The organism is Bacillus sp. R45 (assembly GCF_021729365.1).
In the GTDB taxonomy this organism is placed as follows: Bacteria; Bacillota; Bacilli; order Bacillales; family Bacillaceae; genus Bacillus; species Bacillus velezensis.
Window position 1 is genome coordinate 2158362 of sequence record NZ_CP091421.1, and the last position, 15722, is coordinate 2174083.

28 protein-coding genes and 1 pseudogene are annotated in these 15722 nt (G+C 40.2%); all 29 read right to left on the reverse strand.

Translation table 11 applies throughout. The features are described from left to right. Positions 1-163 precede the first annotated feature (163 nt). Positions 164-532: a phage tail assembly chaperone G gene (gene gpG, locus L3V45_RS10450; RefSeq protein WP_099743840.1), complete on the reverse strand. Its 369-nt coding sequence runs from the start codon at positions 530-532 to the stop codon at positions 164-166. Positions 533-597: 65 nt separating this feature from the next. Beyond that, entirely contained in the window at positions 598-1206 is a 609-nt protein-coding gene (locus tag L3V45_RS10455; RefSeq protein ID WP_085342116.1) for a major tail protein, read from the reverse strand. A 14-nt stretch (positions 1207-1220) separates the two neighbouring features. Further along, positions 1221-1604, reverse strand: coding sequence for a tail completion protein gp17 (gene gp17 / locus L3V45_RS10460; protein WP_032859666.1), 384 nt, complete (start codon positions 1602-1604; stop codon positions 1221-1223). Beyond that, positions 1601-1999 (reverse strand): HK97-gp10 family putative phage morphogenesis protein, encoded by a 399-nt coding sequence (locus L3V45_RS10465; RefSeq protein ID WP_025852578.1) that lies wholly within the window; start codon positions 1997-1999, stop codon positions 1601-1603. The genes gp17 and L3V45_RS10465 overlap by 4 nt, the downstream gene beginning before the upstream one ends. Beyond that, the gene (locus L3V45_RS10470) at positions 1996-2313 is read right to left on the reverse strand and encodes a phage head closure protein (RefSeq protein WP_025852580.1); all 318 of its coding nucleotides are present in this window, start codon (positions 2311-2313) and stop codon (positions 1996-1998) included. Before L3V45_RS10470 ends, L3V45_RS10465 begins: the two co-directional genes overlap by 4 nt. Continuing rightward, positions 2303-2605 (reverse strand): head-tail connector protein, encoded by a 303-nt coding sequence (locus L3V45_RS10475; protein ID WP_038458892.1) that lies wholly within the window; start codon positions 2603-2605, stop codon positions 2303-2305. Before L3V45_RS10475 ends, L3V45_RS10470 begins: the two co-directional genes overlap by 11 nt. Positions 2606-2622: 17 nt before the next feature. Beyond that, a complete protein-coding gene (locus tag L3V45_RS10480) occupies positions 2623-3039 on the reverse strand; it encodes a collagen-like triple helix repeat-containing protein (protein WP_236836984.1) in 417 nt (138 codons plus the stop codon). 22 nt (positions 3040-3061) lie between these two features. Then, positions 3062-4354: a phage major capsid protein gene (locus L3V45_RS10485; RefSeq protein ID WP_014418196.1), complete on the reverse strand. Its 1293-nt coding sequence runs from the start codon at positions 4352-4354 to the stop codon at positions 3062-3064. 38 nt (positions 4355-4392) lie between these two features. Further along, positions 4393-5019: an HK97 family phage prohead protease gene (locus tag L3V45_RS10490; protein ID WP_032859296.1), complete on the reverse strand. Its 627-nt coding sequence runs from the start codon at positions 5017-5019 to the stop codon at positions 4393-4395. Next, positions 4982-6262, reverse strand: a complete 1281-nt coding sequence (locus tag L3V45_RS10495) for a phage portal protein (RefSeq protein ID WP_046341350.1) — start codon at positions 6260-6262, stop codon at positions 4982-4984. Before L3V45_RS10495 ends, L3V45_RS10490 begins: the two co-directional genes overlap by 38 nt. 4 nt (positions 6263-6266) lie before the next feature. After that, positions 6267-6437 (reverse strand): hypothetical protein, encoded by a 171-nt coding sequence (locus L3V45_RS10500; RefSeq protein WP_014418199.1) that lies wholly within the window; start codon positions 6435-6437, stop codon positions 6267-6269. 13 nt (positions 6438-6450) lie between these two features. Next, complete coding sequence (locus tag L3V45_RS10505) at positions 6451-8160, reverse strand: terminase large subunit (RefSeq protein WP_046341351.1); 1710 nt, start codon at positions 8158-8160, stop codon at positions 6451-6453. Beyond that, entirely contained in the window at positions 8157-8672 is a 516-nt protein-coding gene (locus L3V45_RS10510) for a phage terminase small subunit P27 family (RefSeq protein WP_046341352.1), read from the reverse strand. Before L3V45_RS10510 ends, L3V45_RS10505 begins: the two co-directional genes overlap by 4 nt. A 227-nt stretch (positions 8673-8899) precedes the next feature. After that, positions 8900-9265 (reverse strand): HNH endonuclease, encoded by a 366-nt coding sequence (locus tag L3V45_RS10515; RefSeq protein WP_236836986.1) that lies wholly within the window; start codon positions 9263-9265, stop codon positions 8900-8902. A gap of 4 nt (positions 9266-9269) precedes the next feature. After that, a complete protein-coding gene (locus L3V45_RS10520) occupies positions 9270-9431 on the reverse strand; it encodes a hypothetical protein (RefSeq protein ID WP_236836987.1) in 162 nt (53 codons plus the stop codon). Between the two features lie 125 nt (positions 9432-9556). Next, positions 9557-10138: a BA5345 family protein gene (locus tag L3V45_RS10525; RefSeq protein WP_038464012.1), complete on the reverse strand. Its 582-nt coding sequence runs from the start codon at positions 10136-10138 to the stop codon at positions 9557-9559. A gap of 136 nt (positions 10139-10274) precedes the next feature. Further along, the gene (locus L3V45_RS10530) at positions 10275-10487 is read right to left on the reverse strand and encodes a helix-turn-helix domain-containing protein (RefSeq protein ID WP_088056584.1); all 213 of its coding nucleotides are present in this window, start codon (positions 10485-10487) and stop codon (positions 10275-10277) included. Positions 10488-10739: 252 nt separating this feature from the next. Then, a complete protein-coding gene (locus L3V45_RS10535) occupies positions 10740-10889 on the reverse strand; it encodes a hypothetical protein (protein ID WP_169800257.1) in 150 nt (49 codons plus the stop codon). A gap of 138 nt (positions 10890-11027) precedes the next feature. Then, a complete protein-coding gene (locus tag L3V45_RS10540; RefSeq protein WP_043021764.1) occupies positions 11028-11240 on the reverse strand; it encodes a helix-turn-helix domain-containing protein in 213 nt (70 codons plus the stop codon). 297 nt (positions 11241-11537) lie between these two features. After that, on the reverse strand, positions 11538-11675 hold the full coding sequence (locus L3V45_RS10545) for a hypothetical protein (protein ID WP_236836989.1): 138 nt from the start codon (positions 11673-11675) through the stop codon (positions 11538-11540). A 102-nt stretch (positions 11676-11777) separates the two neighbouring features. Further along, positions 11778-12293 carry a sigma-70 family RNA polymerase sigma factor gene (locus L3V45_RS10550; protein WP_207579542.1) on the reverse strand — a complete coding sequence of 172 codons (516 nt, stop codon included), beginning with the start codon at positions 12291-12293 and terminating at the stop codon, positions 11778-11780. A gap of 19 nt (positions 12294-12312) precedes the next feature. Continuing rightward, positions 12313-12498, reverse strand: a complete 186-nt coding sequence (locus tag L3V45_RS10555; RefSeq protein ID WP_088056589.1) for a hypothetical protein — start codon at positions 12496-12498, stop codon at positions 12313-12315. Between the two features lie 237 nt (positions 12499-12735). After that, the gene (locus tag L3V45_RS10560) at positions 12736-13269 is read right to left on the reverse strand and encodes a hypothetical protein (RefSeq protein WP_229024204.1); all 534 of its coding nucleotides are present in this window, start codon (positions 13267-13269) and stop codon (positions 12736-12738) included. Between the two features lie 202 nt (positions 13270-13471). Beyond that, complete coding sequence (locus L3V45_RS10565; RefSeq protein ID WP_207579543.1) at positions 13472-13954, reverse strand: hypothetical protein; 483 nt, start codon at positions 13952-13954, stop codon at positions 13472-13474. A 268-nt stretch (positions 13955-14222) separates the two neighbouring features. Beyond that, positions 14223-14405: pseudogene (locus tag L3V45_RS19665) on the reverse strand (DNA cytosine methyltransferase); the annotation flags it as partial. 4 nt (positions 14406-14409) lie between these two features. After that, entirely contained in the window at positions 14410-14667 is a 258-nt protein-coding gene (locus L3V45_RS10575; protein ID WP_236836993.1) for a hypothetical protein, read from the reverse strand. Positions 14668-14702: 35 nt separating this feature from the next. Further along, a complete protein-coding gene (locus tag L3V45_RS10580; protein ID WP_025852610.1) occupies positions 14703-14906 on the reverse strand; it encodes an XtrA/YqaO family protein in 204 nt (67 codons plus the stop codon). 89 nt (positions 14907-14995) lie between these two features. Then, a complete protein-coding gene (locus L3V45_RS10585) occupies positions 14996-15160 on the reverse strand; it encodes a hypothetical protein (RefSeq protein WP_162918043.1) in 165 nt (54 codons plus the stop codon). 50 nt (positions 15161-15210) lie between these two features. Further along, positions 15211-15639: a RusA family crossover junction endodeoxyribonuclease gene (locus tag L3V45_RS10590; RefSeq protein WP_040221743.1), complete on the reverse strand. Its 429-nt coding sequence runs from the start codon at positions 15637-15639 to the stop codon at positions 15211-15213. Positions 15640-15722 lie beyond the last annotated feature (83 nt).

The following is a 15722-nucleotide window of genomic DNA, read 5'->3' on the forward strand; positions in this document are numbered from 1 at the left end:
ACAGGCTATAAGCCCGTCTAAAAGAAGACATCTTCAAATTTCACTTCTTCTGGTTTATTGGTTTCGGTCAATATCTCTAAATAGTGATATATGTCCATCTCGTCAATTGCGCTCATACTCCACCCTTGTTGTAGGAGAGTGGCGTAAATTTCATTTATCTGCTCTATTCCGCGCTCGTAGGTGTATTCTTCTCCGTCTGTTCCGGCAAAAAATCCTGATCAGCAGCCTCAATTTCTTTATAGCCGGCAACTTCCGAGAGAATGCGGCTCACTTCTTTCGCCACCTCAAAAGATTCCAGCCCCTCAAATAATTGATCATAAGTAAATTGATTGCGGAATATCCCAACAATAAATTGCAGCTGTTTTTCGAGGATTTTGATGCTTTTCTCCAAATTATCCGCTGTTTTTTCCGCTTCTGCATTTAATCGTAATGCTTCAAGAAGTGTTTTTGTATTTGTCCGGGGTGCAATAAATGTTTTAAATTTCTTTTCATCTTCGAACCATAGTTTAATAGAGATATGTTTTTGAGCCATGTTGACTCCTCCTTTTTATACGAATACAAAGGGAAGGAAGCTCTTAAGCTTCCCTAATCCCTAAGTTAAGCACCTAGATCTGTACTTGTTTTTTGATCGGAAGTGGATGATGTATAGGCACTGCCATACACTTTTTCATAAAACTTATCTAAATCGAAATTAGGAGCATCTTCATCCGCGATTACTTTATATACATCATCCTGGTCTCTTTCAAGAAATTCAGCTGACAACTTAGAAGTTTGAAAGTCCACTTTTTCTTTTTTTGTATTCCAGTCGTCATCAGGCAGCGTAAACCGACCTTGGACTAAGCCGACATATCGTCTTTTTCCATTAGCTTTCACACCAAAGAAAGTCATAGCAATCCAAGGCGGAGTAACATTCTTCTTAAATAAATACAGTCCGTCTGTGGTTTCCTCTATCCCAAACAAATTGACAAGGTGTTCTGGCGGAACATCTCTCATCTCTAAGTCTAATTTCGTTGAACCAGTTGAAACAGCAAGGTCAACTACCTTGTTATCAGCATATTGCTTTTCTGTAGATGAATCAGTTGCCATCTTTGCATTTATTGCATGTGGATAGTCGACAATCTTGCTGGCAACCCACAAGCCGTTTTCTTTTTTTAATGGTGCGTATTGAACGCCTTCTAATCCCACCATTGAGCTGTATTCAGGCATCTTAAAACCTCCGATTATAATAAAATGTTTGCCTCAAACCGATAACCTTTTCGAATGAGGCGCTCTGATTGTAAAAATTCATTGATAAGAACTGTCGTTTGAAAATCCAGTTTCCCCATAACATCCATGATAGCTGCCATAATTGGATCACACGACTGGTTGTGATACACATCAATTTGATACAAAGTGCTATCTTTAATTGGATGCCCGTCTGCCCATTCAGTCGTTCTGTACTCTAATTCTTGAACCACAATGTAAGGTGGTTGGCTTTCCAAACCTTCTGGCACAGCCAGTTCATAGATGTTTTCAGGGCCAGTCAGCATTAAAAGCGCTGGATCTTTTTCCAGCGCTTCAAATACTTTATTTTTTAGTTGTGATGATCTCTCTACTAGATTCACAGTTTAAAGCCTGCCTTTATGACTTTTTCCATTGCATCAAGCATCTTGCCATTCGCCTTTACCATACTCCGGTGTATAAATGGATTGGCAGCCTGATGGAGCGTGCCGAATTCCGGCAAGTGAACACGGAATTTTGTATCTTTTGTAGGGCCTACAACTGCGTATATCTCTCCGTCTTCGTCCCGCCTGATACGGCTGCCGACTATAATATCATCGTCAATGTGCGGATGACTTCCGCCAATGGAAGAGCGCGGAGCTTCCTCATTAATTTCCGCTGCCAAAACAGCCCCTCCGGCTTTTACTGCTGCTTTATGAATCTTTTCATCCTTACGGGCCAGATCAGCGAAAGTAGATTCAAGCTCTCTAAACCCTTTCAATTCCAATTCAAAATTCATCGGCTCACCACATTCGCTTTAATCGTAATGAAATGCCGCCGCGAATAATTCGGCAAGATAGCCTCAATTTCATATGAATCGCCCTGAAAGACGATTCGCATATGTTCATTGATATCTTCCCGGTGCCGGATTGTAAATTGAACTGTTTTTTCTTTTTGTATGGCCGCTGCAGCATAATATTCCCGGCCCTTTAAGCCCTCCGCCTTTGCCCAGCATTCAATAACTGTTTCCCAGCTATCATTTCCCTCCACAGGCAGACGGCCGCCGGGCTTCTTTTTTTGAAATTGAATGCGGTAACGCATATCATTCAGCATCTGACGCCCTCCCCGGCAATGTATATTTCAGCTGATTGATTAACGAGGTCAGCACACCGTCTAAATTAGATGTTGTACCAGCTATTTCCCTGTTCTCATACCAATGTGCCACAAAAGCATTTACGCACATAGCGGCCCGGGCTGATTGATTGGGAAAAGCAAGGCCCGTTGCCGAAGTGATGTATTCTTTTGCGGAGGCAATGAACGTGAGAATTAAATCGTCCTCCAGGTCACCATCAACCCGGAGGAATTTTTTCGCTTTTTCTAATTCTATTTTTTCAGCTTCTGTCATCTGGCATCATCTGCCTTTCATTCTGCAGGAGTGGCGGATTTCAGTTCATCAATTTGTTTTTGCATACCATCAAGTGCAGCCTTCACTTCACTGTTCAAATGATCCATCATGACGCTGCCTGTTCCAATGTTATTGCTGCGAACTGATTTGTCAGCAAGCATTTCATGTACAATGCTGCCCTCATCAATAACTGCTGGATCACCTTTTTCGCCTTTAGGACCTTGCTCGCCTGTTTCACCTTTCGGACCAGCAGGACCAGGTTCCCCCTGCGGTCCTTGTTCACCCGGATCCCCTTTAAGCCCCTTTACAAAGAGTGGGTTTTCTTCGCTATTGTCAGCAACAGAAATATCCGTAATAGGCGCTCCTTCCCCGTTGTCTCTTGCTGACGTTAGCACACCGTTACTTTCGTTTAGAATGTTGTTTAGTTTTGCCATCTTTTAATCAATCCTTTCAGTATTAGTTTCCAAGATCAGCAGATTGTTCAGGTGTTTCCACTTTTGCATCCTCACCAACAACAAGATCAGTTACAATGATTGCAGCTTCTGGATCCACTACTTTTCCGTCGAACCGCTCAATACCGCGGAAATATGTCTGATCTGTAAGAAAGGCATCTCCGCCAACATCTGTAGATTTGATTTCAAATTTTTGACGATCAAACATGAAATAGCCGCGTTTAAAGTCGCCGAAAAGAATGTGTGTTTTCTGTGTTTTATCATCCGTCAGGACTTCATCATAGATTTCAACCGGACGCCCAAATAGCAAGAAATTATCCTCATTTCTTGGATCCTCCGCTAAAATGCCGCGGCCGTTTTTGTCTTCGATATTTGCTAGGGTTTCAAACGCTTCAGTATTCATCACCCAAACAGCGTTACGTCGATAACCGCGCTTAATTTGGTTTTTCACTTTTCTTAAAAACTTAATCGTAATGAGTGACGGTGCTTTAATAGACTTGAATTTGCCGCTGCTAATGATACCTTCAACGTTTTTCTCTCCGCCGTCTCCATAAAAGATTTCATCATTCTCTGTTACAACGGCTGATTCAGACAGCCAGTCCACGATCTCTTGAACAAAATTTACAAATGAATCATTTAACAACTCACTGGAAACAGGCATGATTCCGGCGAATTTCTTGACGTTATACCAAATTTGATCAAATTCCATATTCTTTAGTTCTTTAATCTGTTCTTTCTCCGCTGTGTTATAAAGTTTTCCGGCAACGCCTTTACGAACCGTATAATTTCCGGATGGCGCAGTTTTCGGAACAACACGGATCAGATTACGAACAGAGTTTAGTTCCTGGATAGATTTCAAAATTTCTTTTGAAATATCATCCGGCACTGTATAGCCGCCGTCTTTATCGCTGCCTGCAGATAATGAACGGTTTTCTTTCAAAACGCGTTCCATCATGTTTCGTTCTTCTGTTTCAAGATCATGGCTGCGGCCGGTTAGCACCTTCAACCACGCTTCCCGGTATTCTTTCGTCGCTGTTAAGATATTACGATCTTCCGTCTCTTTCTTCGGTTCACTTTTGATTTCTGCAGAAAAGTTTCGTTCCTCGCCAATCTCCGGAAGTTCTAAACTGCGGCCCTCTGTCATTAATTCAATTTGACTCTGCAGCTCTTTTGCTTCTTCCAGCATGCTGCGAGCTTCTTCAGGCTTTCCATCCTCCAAAAGATTTGAAGCCTCTTGTTTCTTTTGTGTGAATTTTTGTCTTAATTCACGTTCCTTTTTTGTCATTGCTACTGGCATTCGGGTATCCTCCTTAGATTTGAACATAAAAAATAGACCTATAACGTTAGGTCTAAAAGTTCCAATTCGATTTTTAGTTTTTCTATTGGCGCATCGCGCATTTCTTTAATCTGTTCGACTTTTTCTAAACTGCGTTCACCGATCACAGCCTCCGTATCGTTATAAGCAGGTGTTGTTACAAGTGATATGTCAAAAATACGCTCGATGTTATTGATTCGACGTTCATATACATCTTCTTCATCATTATGACGCCATTCATCCGGCTCATTCTTGTTATAATTCAGTGAAAAGGCGAAGGAACACTGATTAATGACTCCGCTTCTAATATTCTCCATTAAATCTTTAGCATACGTCGTATCTGTGGGGGTAAAACGGAATTTTAGACCAATAGCATCTGTCTCTAATTCAAGCCGCCCAGCATCGCCAGAAACGGTGTTTCTCGCTAACGGATAATCCTGGCGGTGATTAAAAAGCGCTACTACGTTTGAAAGGTCCGTGGAAGCTAATGCATCCCGGCTGATGATTTCTTTAAACCATCCACCTAAACGCTCAGACCATTTTTCAAATTTTAAGGCGTAACCCTCAATAAAATCTCTTTTCTCTTCTCCCTCACCAGCAGAACGCAACTCAATCTTCGTTGTTAGGTGGCGAACTTCCTTGCTCATGTATGTCCTCACCTCCCTTAACGGAACCTGATTTGTTCATTTGATACTCCTCCAATGAATCAAGGAATGTATAGTTAAGCGATACAAGGTGCCTATCACCGTGTTCAATTGCGTTTTTCTCTTCAAAAGCACGAATTTCATTTATATTTAATGCACTGATCCGTTCCATAATTTCATAATACTCCGCCCTAGATTTCGCATCACCGCGCAGCTCGCTGTTTACATTGAATTTGATATAGAATCCGTCTTTAATCTCTTCATCAGTAAAGAGTTTCGTTATAATTTCCTGTTCAAAAGAAACCAGCCACGGCTGCAGCGTATTTTTTACGTATTCAATCGATTGGTGTTCAATATTATTGAATGTTGCCCGGTCCAGCTCATTGATTTTATGCAATGGCACTTTAAAAATAGATGCGATTTGTGCCTTATTAAATTTCATAGACTCCACAAACTGGGCTTCTTGCAACGGCATAGATATTGATTCATAAGAAAGACCGGCATCTATAATCGCAATGTTCCGCCCCGCATTTACCTTTTCCCATTCATCTCTCGCCCGCTGTTTTGCATCTTCGTCTATTAAAGTCGGAACTTTTAAGATTCCCCGTGGTGTCGCATCATTTTTATATAATTTCGCATTAAATTTTGTGGCAGCCGATTGCGCGCCAATATGCTCCCTTATAACTCCGATAGGACTCTTACCGTTGATCCCGTCTTCTGTCATACCCTTGAAATGCAGGATCTCATCTGCATACAATTCAACACTTTTTGAATTAATGACCGTTTCATACCACAGCATACCTGTCTTTGGGTTTACATAGGCTTGCGTATTGGCTGGGTTTAATGGCAATAGAGCTGTAATAAAGCCATTCCGATCTGTTTTTATATAAGAATAGGCATTCCCCCACGTACAAGCATGAGTCATCATGAGCTTTTTCCAAGTAAAAGCCGTCATGTATTGATTCGGCTTTAGATAAAGCAATTGGGCAACAGGATGATCCATACTGCTTATAATATTTCCTTGCTTTTTTTTGAATGTATGGACGGCAAGCTTTGCAATGTCATCAGACAGAACATTAACGCACGAAAAAACATCTGGATGGATGAGTGCCGTTGATTCACTGACACGTTCACCGCTAGCTGTTTTTGAGCCGCCGAACATATCTATAATCCAATCAGGAGGATTTGCGAGGCCCCAAGGCTCTTCATCATTTGATCTCTTAGAAAACAGCCCTTCCAAAAACAATTAATCACCTCCTTTTCTTACTGAGCAGCAGTGCATAAAATATAAAAAAGACACCTGTCAAAACAAGACCGATGTCTGTGTGCAAACGATATGCAGCTGCCAATATAAAAGCAGCACCTATGATAAAAAGAAAATCATTTAAAAAAAGCATCATGGCTGTCAGTATTTTCTTCACTTCTACACCACCTTTAGAAAGAAAATGAAGCTGACTTGATATATGCGTTTAAATCAACCTCATTATTGATTTGAGAAGCCCGTACATACGCATTCACAAGCGCGGCGGCCGGGTCAATCCGTTGGGTTGATTTTGATTTATCCAGCATGATGTTCTCTTGAGCATCAACTTTTGTTACAGCGTTCCCCATTGCCCAAGTTAGAAGTTCATTTTTCGGGTGTATGATTTTTTTGGACTTGACCTTTGCTCTGAAGTCTTTGGTCGGCTCTGAGAGAGTTGCCACCCCTTGGCGGATTTCAACCATTACATATCCGTCTGCCTCCATTTGCTGAGCGAACTGAGTAGCGTTATATGGATCGTATCCAATTTCCTTGATGCGCCAGCCATGTTCCTTCTCCATTTTCTTAATATACGCTCTGATATAATCGTAATCGACGACAGCACCATCTGTTGTTGTTAACCAGTTCTTTTTCTCCCATACATCATAAGGGACCTTATCCGTGTTCATCCGCTCATGGAATGTATCCTCCGGCATAAATCCATGACTATCGACAGCAAAGCTGCCGTCATCTAACGGGAAGATGAAAGATGCGGCGGTTAAATCAATCGTTTTTGACAAGTCAATGCCGACATAACATTCTCGGTTCTTCAGCTCAGGAAATTCATCCGAACCGCAATCCGCCCAAGCTTGCATATCCATATAACCATTCTCGCGCATATTAACCCAAATGTTCATATTCTTTGTCATGAAATTTCTCATCTTCTCCGGCACAGCAAGCGCTACTTCCAATTCTCCACGCAAATAATTCAGCCCGTGTTCGTTAGCTGCCACAATAGGGTTTGCTTTTATCCAATTGCGCTCATCTTTAATGTCATCGTCTTTATCTAATTCATTAATCATCACAAAATACTTTTCATTTTGCTCAACTTTATTGGGATCCAGTATACGTGAAACGTAATCGTATTCCACACGATAGGCGGGATTATTTAGCTCAAACCCTGCTGTCGTAATAATCATCATTAACGGTTGAGCACGAGCAGCCATACCAGAAGCGAGTACATCGTAAATCTCTGAAGTTTTATGGGCGTGATATTCATCGATGATGCCGCATTGCGGGTTGAACCCGTCCCCCGTTTTACCTGCATCTTTCGAAAGCGCCTCTATTTTTGACTGTGTTTTGGGATGTTCAATCTTACCGTAAGCAATTCGGTATTTCTTCTCCGGCTTATTCAAAAGGTCACTTTGCATAATCTGTGCTTTAATTTCGTTCCAACAGATTTTCGCCTGTTCCGTTTTTGTTGCACCTATGTAAACCTCGGACATGTATTCGTCGTTAGCCATTGCCTCATAGGATCCAACACATGCCAGGCTTTGTGTTTTTGTGTTTTTACGGCCAACCTGCCAATACACTTTTTTAAATCGTCGATAACCGTTATCCTTATGCACCCACCCGTACACATTGCCGAAAATAAATATTTGAATAGGCTCCGGCACAATATTTTCACCTTGCAACGGCCCTTTCGTATGCTTGAATTGTGTCATCCAGTAAAGAAATCGACGCGCTTTCTCATCATCAAAGACGTACGGAAACTCTCTGGTACCTTCCCGGCTGATATCATTTAAAAAACGCTGACAGGCCCATACGTGTTTTTCACACGCGACAATCTCACCCGATATAACGTCGCGTGAGTAATCAATAAGAAATTGTTTTATTGTCTTCATACATTACCAAACTCCTTTTCTGCAGCCGTCTTTTCTCGTTCCTCCTGTGTTCGGGTAATCGCGAGTTTTGCCCGGGCAGATGGCGTAAGGCCGAAATCATTCGCAGCTGATTTCATTTGATCATAGTAATTCTTTTGCCGCTTCAATAACGGATGCTCTTCACCAATCAACTGAATAGGATTTCCATCCTCATCCTGTCCCTCGGTATGCACCATAATCCCATCTTTTTCAATGATTTCTGAAATGGAAATATACTGAGAGTATGCATTACAATAGGCGGCCAACATGCTGATATCTGCTTCAGTGATAATCTCCACCTCAGATAACAAAGCAGCAACCCTTTTAAATTCTTTTTTCGCCACTTTATTTAACCAAGGCGGCGCTTTAATGTTGTCGGAGCGCATTTTTATCTTTTTTTCGTGCTCAGCACGGGCAGCCAGCTCATCCGTATTCTTTTTGTTGGGATTACCTTGAATTAGTTGAAGTGTTGCAGATTTAGCAGGTCTCGGCATGTTTTCACCTCATTCCTTTCAAAAAAGTACGTTTTTTTGCTTGTTTTTTTCATCAATCGTGATACGATGGAATCAAACACAAAACCAGTCGTACCAAGCCCTCTCGGTTGATTTGCCGAGGGGGCTTTCGGCTGTTTCCGGAACTTTGAAAAGCGGTGTTTGTTTACAGAAGGGGGATCGCCGTTCTCCGTTCGTTTCCCTTCCAGAGATTTGTTAGGGGGGGGTGGTCACTTGCCTTTACTGCCATGAGCCTTGTTATGACAGGCATTACACAAGCTTTCAAGGTTCTTTATATCCAATCGTTTCGACCAATCTTGCTTTACTTCCACTATATGATGCACCATGTCAGCCGGAGTGAAGCAGTGTGCTTTCAAACAATGCTGACAGAGATAATTGTCTCGTATCAAAGCAAGTTGTCTTGTTCGTTTCCATTCAGTTGATTTATAAAAACTTGTTATTGTTTTGTTTCTTGAATGTTTGTTGTAATGTTTTGTTTCTGCTTGTTGTTGTGTCTTGTGTGCATCACAGTACCTATCCCGAGTAAGGGCACGGCAACCACGGGCGGCACATTCCTTTAGGGGCTTGGGCGGCATGAACTTATATCCTTATTCCTTTGTTTCGGTGTGAATGCCAAAAAGAATTGAAGTTCATATACATTGATTCCCTCAATACCCCTTCATTCTGTCCCGCCATATCTACGCCCTTCCATGTCTGCGTCTCTTTTTCTTTGTACTCTCCATACTGTGTTATGAATCCCATGCATGCAACCTCCTTACATTCCCTCTAAACCGACACCGTACTCAAGCCGTTAGCCGCCAATTGTCTCCTTGAGATTTACCGGAATCAGTTTACAGGGAATATAAAAAAGCACCCAAGCAGGGTGCCTATTGTTTTACCTTATTTTCAAAATCATTTATACGAGTCATGAAGTAATCCAGATTCCTATCAAAATAGTGATAGTTAATCAACATTATCATTATTAACAATCCATTAATTGCCGAGAGAATTAAAGTCTTATCGTTAATATAACTAGTGTCAATGTATAACACCATTACTATGATGGTTATGAAAGAAAGAATTAGACTTGCAAGCAATCCCCTTCTTGCATGGAGTTGCCCTAATCTATAACTATATATATCTTTAATTTTTGCCCCTATTTCTCCTTCTTCGATAATTCTTTTGTCTATCTTGAATTCTTTTCTAAAGTAACGGCGCCATCTTTTATTTTTTTTAGTATACTGGAGAAGTACAAACCCAAAAAACAAACTCACTTGATGGATAAGATGACCTAAGATTATTCCAAAAGCAGCAGCGAATGCCACAAAACCAACAAGCGGAAAATCTTCCGAGTTCAATTTCTGAAAGAACTGATCCGGATGATTAATTGCATAGAATGCTGTTACAAAAATCATATATACCCATCCCGGCATACCCCATCTAACTAAATATTTCGATTCGAAATTCATGTCCATCGCTCCTCCCACTTTATTATCGGTTAAGGAGCATTAGAAAGGAACCATTCGCAAAATTTGTCGAACGAAAGTCCTTTATAAATAGGTGGCAACCGTAAGACGAAAAAGCATCATTTTATTATAGTTGCAATTAACGTTTCTTTTTATAAGCCGTAATATCTTTTCTTAAGAAAAGACGATCTCTATTCGTTGTTTTGATTGGTTTCAATGTCCCATGATCAACTAGCTGTTTAAGGTTTTGACGAGTGCACCCGATGATTTCAATCGCTTCCGAGGTGGTTATGACTTCTTTATCAAGGAACTCTCTCAATTCTTCGACATCACTAAATACAAACTTATCCATCCTTTGAATTCCTCCATTTCATAACTACGTTTATAATTGTCAGCGTAAGCCAGATAACTGCCAGCACTATTGATATTATGTCCAGTACAGTAAGGTTGTTATAATCCATTCGAGCGAATTGTAAGCAGAATAAGACGAAAAATAACAGTGTTGTTGAGTCTAATATTTTTTTCATTATCCCCGAGCATGGAATTTTTCAATGGTTTTGTTTAATGTTATATTATTAGAAGGGGAAGTTATTCCCCTCATGTGTTAATTGCGACGTTTCTTCTTGCCGGGAGAACGTCGTTTTTTGTTTTTTTCACCCTTTAGGTCTTTGATGTTCTTGATCAGTGTCGTAATCCCAACGAGAATTCCGACTAACCAAGCTGTATCCCTAAGGATGAATTCAACGATTTCCATGCTCGTTAACACCTCCTTTCGATACTTTAATTATAACACTTACATTTACCACCGTCAATATAATTATATGAAAAATATTGATTTTTTTCCAATAAATATTGTTCATTGCATAAAAAAAGCACCCTATTTTTCGGATGCTCATTTCCGTCTATTCTTTTGAAAATCCAAAATATCCTCTTTCAGAAAAAGCCTGTCCCGAGGCATTTCTTTCACTGGCTCCAATTCGCCGGTCTTTACTAACTGATTCAGATACTGACGGGTGAACCCTAATATCTCAAGCGCTTCGCTTGTATTGAGTATCTCTTCATTCAAGAATTTCTTAATTGCATCACGCTCTTTAGGCTTGTACATTTTTGAATCATCCTTTTTTCTCACGATATTTCAAGTAAAGGGAAAATGCTTTTTCAATGATTGAAACAACAAACAAAATGATTAGACTTATATCGAGAGCCGTTTTTAACGGTCCCGCTGCCACATCCTGACGGAAGAACAACATATACGCCAGGGCAAGGAGAACAACAATATCGGTAGTAGACTGTACACTTTTCATTTTTTTGAAAGTGGCTGGCTTTCAAATAATGTCTTTATTTTTTATTTTTGTTATACTAGGAGCAAGGGAGAAGCGCTACCTTCTCCCTCGGCTCAAAATCATCTGCGCTTTCTTGGTCGACGGCGTTTTTTGATTTTGGGCTTTTTTGTTTTAAGCTTTTCCCTGATGAAGAGGACTTTTTCAACAACTGTGAGAGTTGTGAGGATAATCCCCAGTACCAATGCGATTTCAGCCACTTTCTTTCCCTCCTTTCTATACTTTAATTATACCCCATAACTTTACTTACGTCAAGTAATTTAATGGACTTTTTATTATCTCTCCAATAAAAAAGAGCCTATTCACGCTAAACAGAATAGGCTGTGATCTGCTCTATTTTTCATTTTCAAACGGGAACGTTCAATGTTCTTCTGCACAGTTCCTTTTTTAATCCCCAATAACTGCGCTATCTCTTCAAATGACATGTTTTGCACAGCATGCATCATGAATATGTCTTTTTCTCTTTCTGTGAGCACGGAAAGGGCGTCAGAGATTCTTTCCTTATCCCAATCACTTACCTCTCCCTCAGCTTCTTGAACGATTGCATATTCTTCCGGCAGCGCATCAATTAAGTGCGGATCAGCAAGAATCGTCCTTTGATATACGTCTCTTCTGTCAGCACCTCGGCGGGCGCCCGGCTGTCTTCCGTTCTGCAGCCATTCAAGAGTGAATTCAATATCGCTGATTATGCTACTGATTATCTTCTTATCGTTCTTTTGTTCAGCCGTCATTTCAACTTCCGGTGTTTCCGTTAATGACCGGTATATCTTTCTTGCTTCTTTTAACGATCTTTTATATTCAATGATTAAATCTTGCACTTTTCATCATTCCTTTGCCTCAAAATGAATATGTATCGTTCCAATTATTATTTTTTTGTTCAGCAATATACTGGCGTCTAGATACCTCTGAAACTCTTAAGTTGAAGGTTTTGACCAAGAAGGTTTTCAACTCGTTATAGAGCTCTTCTCTGCCGCAAAAGATATTTACAAGCTTTCCGTGCTTATAAGCGAATCCGTATTTCATCCTAAAACTCCCCTTATTCTTTCTGTTTTAAATGGTCCGTTCTTGCCTCGTCCGAATATTTGCTTTTTTGGGCCTTCATCGTCGCTAAAAGTCGTCCAGAACAACTCCTATGCGTTTTTTATTAGGCTTTTTCATTCCTGTTTCATGTCGTTCCCTTGGACAAATAAAAAACGGACACCAATCAGAGCACAGTAATTCTGTGCAATGATCAGTGTCCGCAGGCTTTCCGTCTTGGACTTATTTCGTTTTAATATCCTCTATACAGGCATCAGCCATTTCTTCTATAAACTTTAAACGTTTTTTATTTCCCGAAAAAAGGAAAACGATATTAATAATAATAGACAGAAAAAGCATCAAAATTAAAGAAATATTCATAACATTCATTAATAACGGGTTTGCATCTTTTAATGGAATTTTAATGCTTTCCATAAAGGCATTGTTTCTAATAACGTATAGAAACAACGGACCTGCTAGTAATGTAATTATTGTACGATTTATCGTATCTAGGCTACCCTCAGTGATTTTAGTACGAACAAGAGCTTTAAGCATTCTTAGCTTTGTAATATCATGACTTGTATAAATCAATAACTGTAAACGAAAATTATTAAGGTTATTATGGAGGTTCTGCTTATCAATTTTTATTTCTTCTAGGTTCTTAAAGAATGTATTCGGTTCATATATTATTGGGTTCTCTAACCATTGAAATAAATTTTTAGGTGGTTTAATCTGTTCTAAAGGGGTTATTAGACCAAATATAAGGTAGTAATACATTAATCCGTGAACTCCTATAACAATAGTGTTAGATGACCACGTCGGTTTATTTATCGATTCAAAAAACGATGCTACTGATACAGTTAGTAACATGGAGAATATAAAAGCAAGGGAAAAGTTTACGAATCTATTCATAAAGAGTTTTTTTATTACTGCTTTAACCAATTAACAATCACATCCTATGTTAAGCTCTAATCTTTTTTCAAAAAATTTTTTTTGAATCAGAAAGCAATGATTTAGTTATAGATAGATTCCAAGCTCTCATTCTCTTGTGCCAACGCTTATGCTGTATAAAACTATCCCAACTTAATTCGTATATTCCTTTTAAAGCATACTCTTTATCAAACAAGACAATTATTACATATTCGAATTTTTGAACATCAGCATCCGTTAATTCGGGATCGTTCAAACCATAAAAAACTCCCGTAACATTTCCGGTTGTTGTTTTAATACTATATCGATCTCCTTTTATGCTTAAAGCATCGATATTTTGAGTGCCTGTCGGAGCAGCCTGAAGGTTAGGTAGCCCTTTAGTTTTATTGTAAAAATTAATGGCTAAGTATTCCCCAAGCTCTCCAACCACATTATTCGTACGTATTATACCTCGATGCTTCAACTCCTTGAGTAACTCACTATAGAGCAAAGTCAATTCTAAGTCGTCTAAGTTTTCTAATGATACAGCCAAAAAGTAACCCACCTTTTATAATTTATATTCATATTAAACCATAAAAAAGTGAAATTATGTCTTTCAACTGTGAAATCTCTTAAAAATCTAAATATCGGATAAATCTACTATAGCACAATCGCGTTGCCTAATCCTTTAATTCTGTCCACCCGGTCGGGAATCCCACAAGCCACTCGACCCACGTCGAGTTCAGCTGTCCACCGACTCGCTTCCCCTCTAGACTTGAGACTGTATTCTCCAACCTGACATACTGCTTTTTCGCTCGTCTTTCTTCCTCTAAAAACTGTCTATTCAAGGTACATACATCACTGAAGATGGGAACGTCCGGGAAATTTTTGTTTAATACCTTTTGACAAGGTTCACGCTCACAGAATGCTACCGTCTCAACGCTGGCCCATTCAGCCGCAAGAGCGATTCCCCCAATGTCGGCGAACAATTCAATACTTTTCATCCCGTCACCCCAACATTCCCGGCAGGACAGAGACAGCGAAGAAGAAAAGCCCCACGCATGCCCCGACCAGCCAAATATTAGTTTTATCCCGTTTTGCGATGATTGTTTCATCACCAATCATCTTTAAATCATCTGAACGCGCTACAAGGACCGGTATATATTGTTTGGGAACTTTCAAATAATCTGCTGCCTGTTCGACGGTCATCGCTTCATCTTTCGTTGCTTTGACGACACGTTGTAATTTGACTTGTAATGGCATCAATTCAAAAACCCCTTTTCTGAATAATTACATTCGTTTTATTTCACCTTGAACCCTATTTCGTGATCGACTCGCGCAAAGCTGCCTTTTGAGGTTTGGATGATGGTCTTTCCGTGCTCTGGGACATCCAATACATGCGCTGTTCCTTCAGTACCATCTAAAACGATGATACGGATTTTCCCAGGCTCCATACTTTGCTGAATACTTCCTTCATGATTTTTAATTTCTTTGGGGTTGTACACCTAGACTCCTCCTGTGCTATGATAGAAGTACCAATTCGATTCATAAGCACTGAGGCATAAGCTTCGGTGTTTTTTTATGTCCTTAGCCCTTAGTACGGATTCTCCCAGCCGCTCATTGTGAACGCTGGAGACGGCTTTAGTTCCTCTCGGTAAATGATCGGATGTTTTTCGACATATGCTGCCAGTTCTTCCGGCGTCATCTTCCATTCCTTTACCGGTCCTGGTACGTAAGGATTGTTGTTGTTTTCTTGCATGTTGTTAACCTCCTGATTATTTGCTTTAGGATCCATAGAAAAGCTACCTGTCATGACACAATCTCAGTTATAATGACTTCCACCCGCGGCGCTTCACTGTAAAACTTACTGACCTTCAAATCGACTACCTGACTATCATCCTTGTATATCAGATGATTCAAAGCGTCTTTGACACCTTTTACATAGTTATCGACGTCCGGCTTTGTTACAGGGCGTAAAAGTCCTTTTTCAGCGTTCTCCTTTTTTCTCTTGGATCCGGATACAGCTTTCGGCATTGGTCTGAATACTCTGACTTCCATTGCGACAGGACCAGTAATAACCTGCTTCGGCCGATGCTGAGATGCAACCAGTGCCACATACTGCTTAAAATTTTTTGACTTTACAGGATCGTACATTCTAACCTTTCCGTTTTGAATGGATCCTCGCGGCCGTCCTTGTGCGATCGGCTCTCCGTAAACAATAAACTGAATAGAACTCAACAGCCTTTTACCTCCCGTCAATCTGTTCCCAATGCTCGATCTGCTTTTCCTTGTAAGGTGCAGTCAGTAATATGACTGGCAGC

What these genes read in the sequence shown, in the direction of transcription:
- L3V45_RS10470 (WP_025852580.1), bottom strand. Translation starts at nt 2,313, where the DNA reads ATGCTGAATGATATGCGTTACCGCATTCAATTTCAAAAAAAGAAGCCC.
- L3V45_RS10505 (WP_046341351.1), bottom strand. Translation starts at nt 8,160, where the DNA reads ATGAAGACAATAAAACAATTTCTTATTGATTACTCACGCGACGTTATA.
- L3V45_RS10510 (WP_046341352.1), bottom strand. Translation starts at nt 8,672, where the DNA reads ATGCCGAGACCTGCTAAATCTGCAACACTTCAACTAATTCAAGGTAAT.
- L3V45_RS10515 (WP_236836986.1), bottom strand. Translation starts at nt 9,265, where the DNA reads ATGCCGCCCAAGCCCCTAAAGGAATGTGCCGCCCGTGGTTGCCGTGCC.
- L3V45_RS10560 (WP_229024204.1), bottom strand. Translation starts at nt 13,269, where the DNA reads ATGTATTACTACCTTATATTTGGTCTAATAACCCCTTTAGAACAGATT.
- L3V45_RS10455 (WP_085342116.1), bottom strand. Translation starts at nt 1,206, where the DNA reads ATGCCTGAATACAGCTCAATGGTGGGATTAGAAGGCGTTCAATACGCA.
- L3V45_RS10465 (WP_025852578.1), bottom strand. Translation starts at nt 1,999, where the DNA reads ATGAATTTTGAATTGGAATTGAAAGGGTTTAGAGAGCTTGAATCTACT.
- L3V45_RS10520 (WP_236836987.1), bottom strand. Translation starts at nt 9,431, where the DNA reads ATGGGATTCATAACACAGTATGGAGAGTACAAAGAAAAAGAGACGCAG.
- L3V45_RS10585 (WP_162918043.1), bottom strand. Translation starts at nt 15,160, where the DNA reads ATGCAAGAAAACAACAACAATCCTTACGTACCAGGACCGGTAAAGGAA.
- L3V45_RS10480 (WP_236836984.1), bottom strand. Translation starts at nt 3,039, where the DNA reads ATGGCAAAACTAAACAACATTCTAAACGAAAGTAACGGTGTGCTAACG.
- L3V45_RS10485 (WP_014418196.1), bottom strand. Translation starts at nt 4,354, where the DNA reads ATGCCAGTAGCAATGACAAAAAAGGAACGTGAATTAAGACAAAAATTC.
- L3V45_RS10475 (WP_038458892.1), bottom strand. Translation starts at nt 2,605, where the DNA reads ATGACAGAAGCTGAAAAAATAGAATTAGAAAAAGCGAAAAAATTCCTC.
- L3V45_RS10525 (WP_038464012.1), bottom strand. Translation starts at nt 10,138, where the DNA reads ATGAATTTCGAATCGAAATATTTAGTTAGATGGGGTATGCCGGGATGG.
- L3V45_RS10535 (WP_169800257.1), bottom strand. Translation starts at nt 10,889, where the DNA reads ATGGAAATCGTTGAATTCATCCTTAGGGATACAGCTTGGTTAGTCGGA.
- L3V45_RS10530 (WP_088056584.1), bottom strand. Translation starts at nt 10,487, where the DNA reads ATGGATAAGTTTGTATTTAGTGATGTCGAAGAATTGAGAGAGTTCCTT.
- gpG (WP_099743840.1), bottom strand. Translation starts at nt 532, where the DNA reads ATGGCTCAAAAACATATCTCTATTAAACTATGGTTCGAAGATGAAAAG.
- L3V45_RS10555 (WP_088056589.1), bottom strand. Translation starts at nt 12,498, where the DNA reads ATGAAATACGGATTCGCTTATAAGCACGGAAAGCTTGTAAATATCTTT.
- L3V45_RS10540 (WP_043021764.1), bottom strand. Translation starts at nt 11,240, where the DNA reads ATGTACAAGCCTAAAGAGCGTGATGCAATTAAGAAATTCTTGAATGAA.
- L3V45_RS10490 (WP_032859296.1), bottom strand. Translation starts at nt 5,019, where the DNA reads ATGAGCAAGGAAGTTCGCCACCTAACAACGAAGATTGAGTTGCGTTCT.